This is a genomic window from Flavobacterium sp. (assembly GCF_023151265.1).
GTDB lineage: Bacteria > Bacteroidota > Bacteroidia > Flavobacteriales > Flavobacteriaceae > Flavobacterium.
In genome coordinates this window covers 23,123-32,513 of record NZ_JAKLJH010000014.1, presented here as the reverse complement: position 1 = coordinate 32,513, position 9,391 = coordinate 23,123, and the positions used below count along the sequence as shown (strand labels likewise).

Genomic DNA, 9,391 nt, shown 5'->3' with positions numbered 1-9,391 from the left:
ATTATGGCTTTAGTGTAAACATTAATATGAATTTACCTCAATATAGTTCTTTACAATTTCCAAGTAATGGCATCTATTTAAATAATGCAGGTGTAGGAATTAGAGGAATTTTTGTTTTTAATACTGGAGCTGGTTATGTTGCTTATGATGCCGCATGTCCAAATCAAGCTTTGAGTTCATGTTCTACTATGACTTTGAGTGGCATTGATGCCATTTGTCCTTGTGATGATGTGCGATACAGTTTATTTTCGGGTCAAGCCCAAGGAATGCAATATCCAATGAAACGTTATCGTGTTGAACAATTAGACGCCGTTTCACTTAGAGTTTACAATTAACAAAAAAGCCCGAAAAGTAAAACTTTCAGGCTTTTTTCAACTTAACTTAATTTAACTAAAATTTTAAATTCATTCCAAGAAGAAAGTTTATTCCCGCTTGAGGGTAAAAACCTGCTCCACCATAAGTAATTGTACTTCCTGAAGAATCGTCATCATACGTATAGAAATAACCATTTGATTCATATTCTACATCAAAAATATTATTCACTAACGCTGAAAAAACTATTGATTTGATTCCTTTATTAATTTGCCAATCGTAAGAAACGTTGAAATCATTGATAAAATAACTGTCTAATTTTGAAACATCTGAATCGATATTCCCCATATATTGTTCTCCTACAAACTTTGATAACAATGATAATTGTAAACCTTTAACAGGTAAATAAGAAAAACGGTTTCCAAAAATAAAATTAGGCGAATATGCGATATTAGTATTTCCTAAATTCTGAACTACTCCATTAATTTCATAATAAAAATCCTCATTCTTATTTTGACTTAATGTGAAATTCGGATTTAAAATTAATTTATTTGTTAAAGCAATTGTTGATTCTACTTCTAAACCTAATCGATAACTTTTTCCACTATTTGTAAAAATTGGAGCACCAACATCATTCAAATCGCCTGTCAAAACTAATTGATCATTATAGCGCATATAAAATGCATTTGCGTATAATTTTACTTTTTTAGTGTTGTATTTCCAACCTAATTCATAATCGAATAAACGTTCTGGTTTTATTGCTCCGCTTTCGTAATCGTCGCGTCTTGGTTCTTTGTTAGCAATTCCGAAATAACCATAAAAAGCATTTTTTTCGTTTAATTGATAATTCAAACCTGCTTTTGGATTAAAAAATCGGAATGTATCGTTTACATCATCGAATTTCACGCTTGTTGCATCATAAAACACCATTCTGTATTGCAAATCAGCAAATAAATTCAACTTGTTTGTAACATTGTATGATGCTTTTGTATAGAAATTTACATCGTCTTTATTTCCATAATTATCATAATAGCGATTTGGATTTGGAATGTAATTTTGTGTCCAAACTACTTCACCATAATGCAATCCTAAATAACGATTAGCAGCACCTCCAAATAATAAATCGACGTTTTCATTTTTATAATTTAAGGAAAAAGTAGCTCCAAAGAAATCATTATCTAACCAACGTTTTCTTACCAAATCAGAAATTGAATTCCCGTTAAACGCTGGCAAATTATAATCGGTTAAATCTTCATCTTCTTTGTATTGCTCAAAATAACCTTTTCCAATGGTGTAATGCAATGCCGCATTTGAAATCCAGTTCTCCGACCATTTTTCTGTCCAATGCAATTGAAAATGATTCTGCCAATAATTATCGGTTTCATTATCATAGAATTGCATATTTCCGAATTCATCGAAATACATTCCTGCAGGATTGAATGTTCGATCGTTTTTTAGTTTTTCAGGATCTTCAATTCCGTACCAAGCTTGATAGGTTTTCTCTTTTCCACCAAAAGCTAACAACTTTACTAAAGTTGACTCTTTAACGTAATTAACATTAAAAAAGTAACCAAACATATTTGATGTGGCTCTATCAATAAATCCATCCGAAGCTATATTAGAAATTCGACCATTCATTTCGAAGTTATTATGCAAACCAGTCCCAAAAGACAAAGTATGCTTTCTTGCATTAAAACTTCCAAAGGAATTTGAAATTTCGGCATACGCTTTTTCTTGATAGGATTTGGTTGCCATGTTTAAACTGGCTCCAAAAGCTCCAGCTCCATTAGTTGAAGTTCCCACTCCACGTTGCAACTGAACACTTTCTAAAGAAGAAGCAAAATCAGGTAAATTCACAAAAAATGTTCCTTGACTTTCACTATCATTAAAAGGAACTCCGTTTAAGGTAACATTAATTCGAGAGCCATCGGAACCACGAACCCTCATGTACGTGTAACCTACTCCATTTCCAGCATCGGTTGTACTAACCACAGAAGGCAAATATTGCAACAAAACCGGTACATCTTGACCTAAATTTCGTGGCGCAATTTCTTCTTTGGATACATTCGTGTACGTAATTGGATTTTTGTCTTTTGCTCTAACAGATGAAACCGTAACTTCTTTAAGTTCGGTAACTTTTGTGGTGTCTTTCTTGGTTTCTTGCGAAAAAGCAGCAAAAGGCAAAAGGTAAAAGGCAAAAGGTAAAAGGCAACTAAAATAGCGACTTTTTGTTTTTGGCATTAAGCCATTTTTTTTGAATAAAGTTTTCATTCGTAAAATAAATACGAATAAAAGGGGTAATTATTCCTTGATTAAAAATTAATTATTGATACTCTTTGACGCTAATAAACGTGCACATTTATTTTTGTCGTTTCCCTAAACAGCATTATCTGTTCTAGGTTCTATGGGTATGATCTCAGCTCGTTATTTAGAGCACCCCTTTGAGACGAGGCAAAGATAGGATTCTTTAGTTTAAAGTTCCAAGTTTAACCTTTAAAACTTTGGTTTTTTCCTATTTTGCTTTAAAACGCTCATTACTTTTTTAGCGTTCAAACGTTTTTCTTTTACCGCTCTTGGAATTTTAGTTTCTTTTCTTTCTTTTGGAACAACCAACGCATTTTCAAGCAACTTAAAACATTTCTTAATAACTTTTTCTTTGTTTTTCAGTTGACTTCTGTCTTCTTCGCTAGTTAAGATTAGGATTCCTTCTTGAGTTAATTTAGTTGCGATTTTAGCTTGCAACAAAATTTTTTCTTCTTCTGTTAATCCTTTTGAATTGACTAAATCGAAAGTCAGCACGACTTTAGAAGACACTTTATTTACATTTTGTCCTCCTGCTCCGCTACTTCTCACCGCTTTAAACGAAAATTCTGATGCAATAATTGATTTATCCATTATCAGGTTGATGTGACGATTTTAATAAATCATTTACAGTTTTAACTGGATTGAAAGTTTCTAACGGAACCTCAACAAAAATAGTGGTCCATTTTGCCATTGCGCCATTCCATAATCCGGGAAGCTCAAAGGCTTTAATTGGTTTTCCGTTTTTTGTTTTTTCGGTAATAAAAGCTGCTTTTGGATCTATGAATTGGTTTAAATCAAACTTTTCGCCTTTGAAATTTTTAACTCCACAAACAATGTCCACAGGATTAAAATGCGTAGCTTCTTTAGCAATATTTTTTTGCGATTTATTATTCAAATCTATTTGAGACGATTCAACAATTTGCAAAGTTTGACGCCCTTTTTCATCTTGTACCCAAAATGGTCCACCGCCTGGTTCCCCTTCATTTTTAACCATTCCACAAACACGAATAGGTCGATTTAAGACTTTAATTAAATACTCAATTTTGTATTCGGTTTGGAAAAAATTGAATTCTTCTGGCAAAGGAAAAGACGTTTTATTCTCTGCAAAATCTTTGATTTCAGTTATTTGAGTTTCGGTAACATTTCCGCTTGAAAGTAATTTTAAATAATTGAAAATTTTGTACTGAACAAAAAATAAAACACCACCTAATAACTTCTTGTTCGTTTCAATTACTTTTCTATGATTTTGAGAAACGTTATCAATATTTTTAATGTAAATTATATCCGATTGTAACGCATTCAAATTATCAATCAAAGCGCCATGTCCTCCGGGTCTAAAGAACAATTTGTTACCTTCAATTCGAAAAGGTGTATTATTTTCATTAACCGCTAAGGTATCAGTGGATTGATTTTGATACGAAAAACTAATTTCACAATCTGAAAATTGATTGGTAATTTTCTCAAAATCAGGTTGAAATTCTTCAGTAATGGTAAAATGAATTTTTGTCTTTTGATTTTCTTTCTTAAAAAAATCGGACTCAAAAATATTTTCTTCAATTGGAGTTATTATTTTCTCATCTCTCACATGAAAAGGCAAAATACCTTTTGGCTTGTTAGCAAAATCTAATCCTTCTTTGCTTAACAATGTTTTTATTAATGCGTGATATTTTTTATCGCTTGATAACGAATAATAATTTGGATACAATTGAATAGTTTTTTCCTTCAATTCTCTATAAAAAGGAAAGTTTTTCAATCCAAAAATAAAAATTGAAATATCTTTAGCATTTCGCTTATTGATGTAACTATTGATAGTGTCATTCTCGGCATCAAACTCATTCAAAAACTCATTCAAAAATTTAAACATACGAGTAGCCGCACCTGAAGCAGGCACAAACTTTTCAATAGAATAATTGGCTTTGTGTTTATCGAAATAGTTTACAAAAACAGTGGTATCCTCTTCTAAAAATTGCCAAATACCATCGCCTACTTTTGCTGAGCGAACTAAGTTAATTTTGGGAATTCCTTGGATAAAAAAATCCAACTGTTGTTGAATTTTCTCTATTGAATTTCCTCTATTTTGTATGTATATTAAATCGTCTTCTGTAAAAATCTTTTCCATTCTTTATAGCCTAAAATAGCAATAATCGTAAATAGTATAAATTGAAAACTCGAAAAGGTCAAACCTTTATAAAAGTATAAAGGAATTGAAATTGCATCGGCAATAATCCATAAAATCCAGTTTTCGATTTTTCTTTTGGCCATGAGCCACATCCCAACAAAAAATAATCCTGTGGTGAGTGCGTCAACATAAGCTGTCCAATGGGTAAATTTATCAAAAAAATGGTAAACTAATGCAACAAACGTTAAGGTAATTATAAAAATTAGCGTTGAAATTAGAAATTCTTTCCGATTTATAGTTGAAATGGGAAATTCTTCTGCTCCGTCTTTTGTTTTAGACCATAAATACCAACCTAAAACACTCATAATCGTATAATAAAAATTGATAATTAAATCGCCATATAATTGAAATTCAAACAAAATATAAACGTAAAGAATCGTACTTACCAAACCCGTTGGGTACACCAAAATATTATTTTTTCGAGCAAATAAAACACTGATAACTCCAAACACAACGGCAATTAATTCTAATGCAATTAAGAAGTTGGAATACTCTTTATATTGGGAAAATAAAAACTCTATCATAGCGAAAAGAAGTTACTATCGTTTTCAAAAGCTGTTCCAATTACCACCAAATCTGCACCGGCTTCATACACTTCTTGAATGGTTTTCATAGAACGAATGCCGCCTCCAACAATCAATGGAATTCTAATATTTTGCGATACAAAACGAATCATTTCTAATGAAACGTGTTGGTTAGCTCCGCTTCCTGCTTCTAAATAAATTAATTTCTTTCCTAAAAATTCGCCTGCTTTTGCGGTTTTGTAAGCTAATTCGATATTATTATTTTCAATCGGTTGGGTTTGACTTACACGTTGCACTGCGGTTTCTTTTCCGCCATCAATAAGTAAATAACCTGTTGGGATAATTTCCAAATTTGATTTTTCTAACGCTTCAACCGAATTAATATGATGTTCAATCAAATATTCCGGATTTCGACCCGAAAGCAAACTTAAAAATAGAATTCCATCAGCTTCATTGGAAATTTGGGATGGATGACCTGGAAAAATTAAAATGGGTAATTGTGTTTCTTTTTTTAATGTCGCTATCAATTCATCCAAATGCGTTCCGCTAAAAGTACTTCCGCCTACAAAAATATGAGTTGCGGGTGAAGTCTTAATTTTATCAGCTAAAACCAAAACTTTTTCTATCGAAACTTTTTCTGGATCGATAAGAATAGCCAATAGTTTTCGATTGTCTTTTTTAGCTTGAAGTATATTTTGGTAGAGATTTTGCATTTTATTTATTTGGAAAGGCACACACAAAGATATAATCTTCTACTTTATAAAAATGAATTTTAAACTTTTCTATTGTGTTATTAAAATGCAATTCAGCAGCACATTTTTCATCAGAAAAACAAAATTCATCTTCAAAAATATGTTCTGGAAAACTGATTCCTTTTTCGTTTTTGATTTTAAAAATCGATTCTTTAATTCCCCAAACCACCGTTGCTTTCTCCATTTGTTCCAATACAGAAAGATTTTCTAAATGCTTTATTTCCATAAATCTCGGAGCAATTCGAAGTGTTTTGTCTTTGAGTTTTTCCAAATCGATTCCCATCAATTCATTACTAATGCAAATACATGAAAATTCGTGCGAATGTGATATAGAAATATGTTTACGATCACTTAGATGTGGCTTACCTGCTTCATCATATGTTAAATCATAATCGGTGTAACCTAAATGTTGTAATAACATTCGAACCGCTAAAAATCCTCTCTGGTGTTCTTCCGATTTCATTCCTTCTAAACGAAAAAGCGAAGTATCTTTTAACGAAACCGCTCTAAATAATGAAGTTACGTCTTCAGTAATATGCCAAAAGTACGCAGTTGTGGTTTCGTTTATATGTATAATTTTATATAGCGGCATTTATATTTTGTTGTTTTTCAAATCATTAGAAAACTAAACAATTCACAAATTAATAGAAATCTTTGAAAAAATAAAAAGTTATTTTGTAATTTTGCGCTCTAATTTTAGAATATACAAATATACATAATAGATGAGTACACAAACATTACCTTATGTAGCTTATAAAGTGAAAGATATTTCGCTTGCAGCTTGGGGAAGAAAAGAAATTGAATTAGCTGAAGCTGAAATGCCAGGTTTAATGGCTTTAAGAGCTGAATACGGAGCATCTCAACCTTTAAAAGGAGCTAGAATTGCGGGATGTCTTCACATGACAATTCAAACTGCTGTTTTAATTGAAACTTTAATTGCTTTAGGTGCAGAAGTTACTTGGTCATCTTGTAACATTTTCTCAACTCAAGATCAAGCTGCTGCTGCTATTGCTGCTGCTGGAATTCAGGTTTATGCTTGGAAAGGTTTAAATGAAGAAGATTTCGATTGGTGTATTGAGCAAACTTTATTCTTTGGTGAAGATAGAAAACCATTGAACATGATTTTAGATGATGGTGGTGATTTAACTAATATGGTTTTTGACCGTTACCCTGAATTAATTCCTGGAATTAAAGGCTTATCAGAAGAAACTACTACTGGAGTTCACCGTTTGTATGAAAGAATGAAAAACGGAACTTTATTCATGCCGGCAATTAACGTAAATGATTCAGTTACAAAATCTAAATTTGATAACAAATACGGATGTAAAGAATCAGCTGTTGATGCTATTCGTCGTGCAACTGATGTTATGTTAGCGGGTAAAAGAGTTGTTGTTTGTGGATACGGTGACGTTGGAAAAGGAACTGCGGCTTCTTTCCGTGGTGCTGGATCTATTGTAACTGTTACTGAAATTGATCCAATTTGTGCTTTACAAGCCGCTATGGACGGTTTTGAAGTGAAAAAATTAGATACTGTTGTTGGTAATGCTGATATCGTAATTACTACAACTGGAAATAAAGATATCGTTATTGGTCGTCACTTTGAAGCTATGAAAGATAAAACTATCGTTTGTAACATTGGACACTTCGATAACGAAATCGATATGGCTTGGTTAAACAAAAACCATGGTGCTTCTAAAATCGAAATCAAACCACAAGTTGACAAATATACAATCAACGGAAACGATATCATCATTTTGGCTGAAGGACGTTTAGTAAACTTAGGTTGTGCTACAGGTCACCCAAGTTTTGTAATGAGTAATTCATTTACTAACCAAACGTTAGCTCAAATTGAATTATGGACAAACAGTGCAGCTTACAAAAACGAAGTGTATATGTTACCTAAACATTTAGATGAAAAAGTGGCAGCGCTTCACTTAGCTAAATTAGGTGTTGAATTAGAAACTTTAAACTCAGAGCAAGCAGCTTACATTGGAGTTGAAGTTCAAGGTCCATTTAAACCTGAATATTACAGATACTAATTGTCATGCTGAACTCGTTTCGGCATCTCAAAATATTTTAAACCCTTGCAGCAATGTGAGGGTTTTTTCATTTACCAACTATTTTTCAACAAATTAGCAACAACTTGAAACATTTGGCGTTAAATTTGTACTAATCATCATCAATCAAAATCAATCATCATGTTAAAACGATTTTTTATGTTATGCTCGGGCGTAGATTCCGACATAATTAACGGCTGTTCTAATGGCGAGCAAAACAAATATGCCGGAATTGGAGCTACCGTTTTCTTCACCGCCGTAATGGCTTTTATTGCGAGTGCTTATGCGCTTTTTACTGTTTTCGACAATGCTTTTATTGCTATAGCTTTCGGACTAGTTTGGGGTTTGCTTATTTTTAATTTAGACCGATTTATTGTTTCAACCATTAAAAAAAGAGACAGCTTTTTAGACGAATTCATTCAAGCTACTCCGCGTATTGCTTTAGCGATTATTATTGCTATCGTAATTTCAAAACCTTTGGAAATTAAAATCTTCGAAAAAGAAATCAATACGGTTTTACTAAAAGAAAAGAACGAAATGATGTTGGCCAACAAAAAACAAGTAGCCAATTATTTTCAATCGGATTTAGATAAAAACAAAACCCAAATTGATAGTTTAAAATCGGATATTCTTAAAAAAGAGAAAGAAGTAAACGATTTATATTCGGTTTACATTACCGAAGCCGAAGGAACTGCCGGAACTAAAAAGTTAGGCAAAGGTCCAGTTTATAAAGAGAAACGTGAGAAACACAATGCTGCTTTGCAAGATTTAGCGACATTAAAAGCTGCAAACCAAGCAAAGATTACTGATTTAGAAGCGAAAGCTAAAACCTTACAAGCCGATTTAGATAAAAAAGTCACCGAAACCCAACCCATTATTGAAGGTTTCGACGGTTTAATGGCTAGAATTAATGCGTTGAATAAATTACCATTCTTGCCTTCGTTTTTTATTATGTTATTGTTTTTAGCGATTGAAACTTCGCCAATTATTGCCAAATTATTATCACCAAAAAGCGAATACGATTTTAAACAAGAAGATAACGAAATGGGCATAAAAAACATGCTAGCTCAAAATCGTTACCAAAGCGAATTACAAAAGAAAACCGATGCAGAAATCTACGATAAAGTCTATGCCGACATCAAAGAAGATAAAGAATTGTATAACTACAAAAAGAAAAGTGCAACGGAATTACTAAAACTTCAAGCCGATGGTTTTGTGGAGAAACAGAAGAAATCGATGTAAAGTTACAACAAAGAAAAACCC

9 protein-coding genes and 1 riboswitch are annotated in these 9,391 nt (G+C 32.3%); of the genes, 3 read left to right on the top strand and 6 right to left on the bottom strand.

Annotated features, from left to right (window positions below):
• A partial coding sequence (locus tag L6Q46_RS02655; protein ID WP_291282991.1) for a hypothetical protein occupies positions 1-335 on the top strand: 335 nt, incomplete at its 5' end.
• A 55-nt stretch (positions 336-390) separates the two neighbouring features.
• Here the strand turns inward: L6Q46_RS02655 and L6Q46_RS02650 are convergent.
• From L6Q46_RS02650 to L6Q46_RS02625, 6 genes are all read right to left on the bottom strand, one after another.
• Positions 391-2,553: a TonB-dependent receptor gene (locus tag L6Q46_RS02650; protein ID WP_291282990.1), complete on the bottom strand. Its 2,163-nt coding sequence runs from the start codon at positions 2,551-2,553 to the stop codon at positions 391-393.
• A 114-nt stretch (positions 2,554-2,667) separates the two neighbouring features.
• Positions 2,668-2,763: riboswitch (TPP riboswitch) on the bottom strand.
• 42 nt (positions 2,764-2,805) lie between these two features.
• Positions 2,806-3,207 carry an alternative ribosome rescue aminoacyl-tRNA hydrolase ArfB gene (gene arfB, locus L6Q46_RS02645; protein WP_291282989.1) on the bottom strand — a complete coding sequence of 134 codons (402 nt, stop codon included), beginning with the start codon at positions 3,205-3,207 and terminating at the stop codon, positions 2,806-2,808.
• Positions 3,200-4,735 carry a DUF4301 family protein gene (locus tag L6Q46_RS02640; RefSeq protein ID WP_291282988.1) on the bottom strand — a complete coding sequence of 512 codons (1,536 nt, stop codon included), beginning with the start codon at positions 4,733-4,735 and terminating at the stop codon, positions 3,200-3,202. Before L6Q46_RS02640 ends, arfB begins: the two co-directional genes overlap by 8 nt.
• On the bottom strand, positions 4,705-5,319 hold the full coding sequence (gene pnuC / locus L6Q46_RS02635; RefSeq protein ID WP_291282987.1) for a nicotinamide riboside transporter PnuC: 615 nt from the start codon (positions 5,317-5,319) through the stop codon (positions 4,705-4,707). The genes L6Q46_RS02640 and pnuC overlap by 31 nt, the downstream gene beginning before the upstream one ends.
• Entirely contained in the window at positions 5,316-6,032 is a 717-nt protein-coding gene (locus L6Q46_RS02630; protein ID WP_291282986.1) for a geranylgeranylglyceryl/heptaprenylglyceryl phosphate synthase, read from the bottom strand. Before L6Q46_RS02630 ends, pnuC begins: the two co-directional genes overlap by 4 nt.
• Position 6,033: 1 nt before the next feature.
• Entirely contained in the window at positions 6,034-6,663 is a 630-nt protein-coding gene (locus L6Q46_RS02625) for a 4'-phosphopantetheinyl transferase superfamily protein (protein ID WP_291282985.1), read from the bottom strand.
• A 130-nt stretch (positions 6,664-6,793) separates the two neighbouring features.
• Between L6Q46_RS02625 and ahcY the strand changes: the two genes are divergently transcribed.
• On the top strand, positions 6,794-8,110 hold the full coding sequence (gene ahcY, locus L6Q46_RS02620; RefSeq protein WP_291282984.1) for an adenosylhomocysteinase: 1,317 nt from the start codon (positions 6,794-6,796) through the stop codon (positions 8,108-8,110).
• 159 nt (positions 8,111-8,269) lie between these two features.
• A complete protein-coding gene (locus tag L6Q46_RS02615) occupies positions 8,270-9,370 on the top strand; it encodes a DUF4407 domain-containing protein (RefSeq protein ID WP_291282983.1) in 1,101 nt (366 codons plus the stop codon).
• Positions 9,371-9,391 lie beyond the last annotated feature (21 nt).

Coding starts and splice junctions, on each gene's coding strand:
- ahcY (WP_291282984.1), top strand. CDS start 6,794: ATGAGTACACAAACATTACCTTATGTAGCTTATAAAGTGAAAGATATT.
- L6Q46_RS02650 (WP_291282990.1), bottom strand. CDS start 2,553: ATGCCAAAAACAAAAAGTCGCTATTTTAGTTGCCTTTTACCTTTTGCC.
- pnuC (WP_291282987.1), bottom strand. CDS start 5,319: ATGATAGAGTTTTTATTTTCCCAATATAAAGAGTATTCCAACTTCTTA.
- L6Q46_RS02630 (WP_291282986.1), bottom strand. CDS start 6,032: ATGCAAAATCTCTACCAAAATATACTTCAAGCTAAAAAAGACAATCGA.
- L6Q46_RS02640 (WP_291282988.1), bottom strand. CDS start 4,735: ATGGAAAAGATTTTTACAGAAGACGATTTAATATACATACAAAATAGA.
- L6Q46_RS02625 (WP_291282985.1), bottom strand. CDS start 6,663: ATGCCGCTATATAAAATTATACATATAAACGAAACCACAACTGCGTAC.
- arfB (WP_291282989.1), bottom strand. CDS start 3,207: ATGGATAAATCAATTATTGCATCAGAATTTTCGTTTAAAGCGGTGAGA.
- L6Q46_RS02615 (WP_291282983.1), top strand. CDS start 8,270: ATGTTAAAACGATTTTTTATGTTATGCTCGGGCGTAGATTCCGACATA.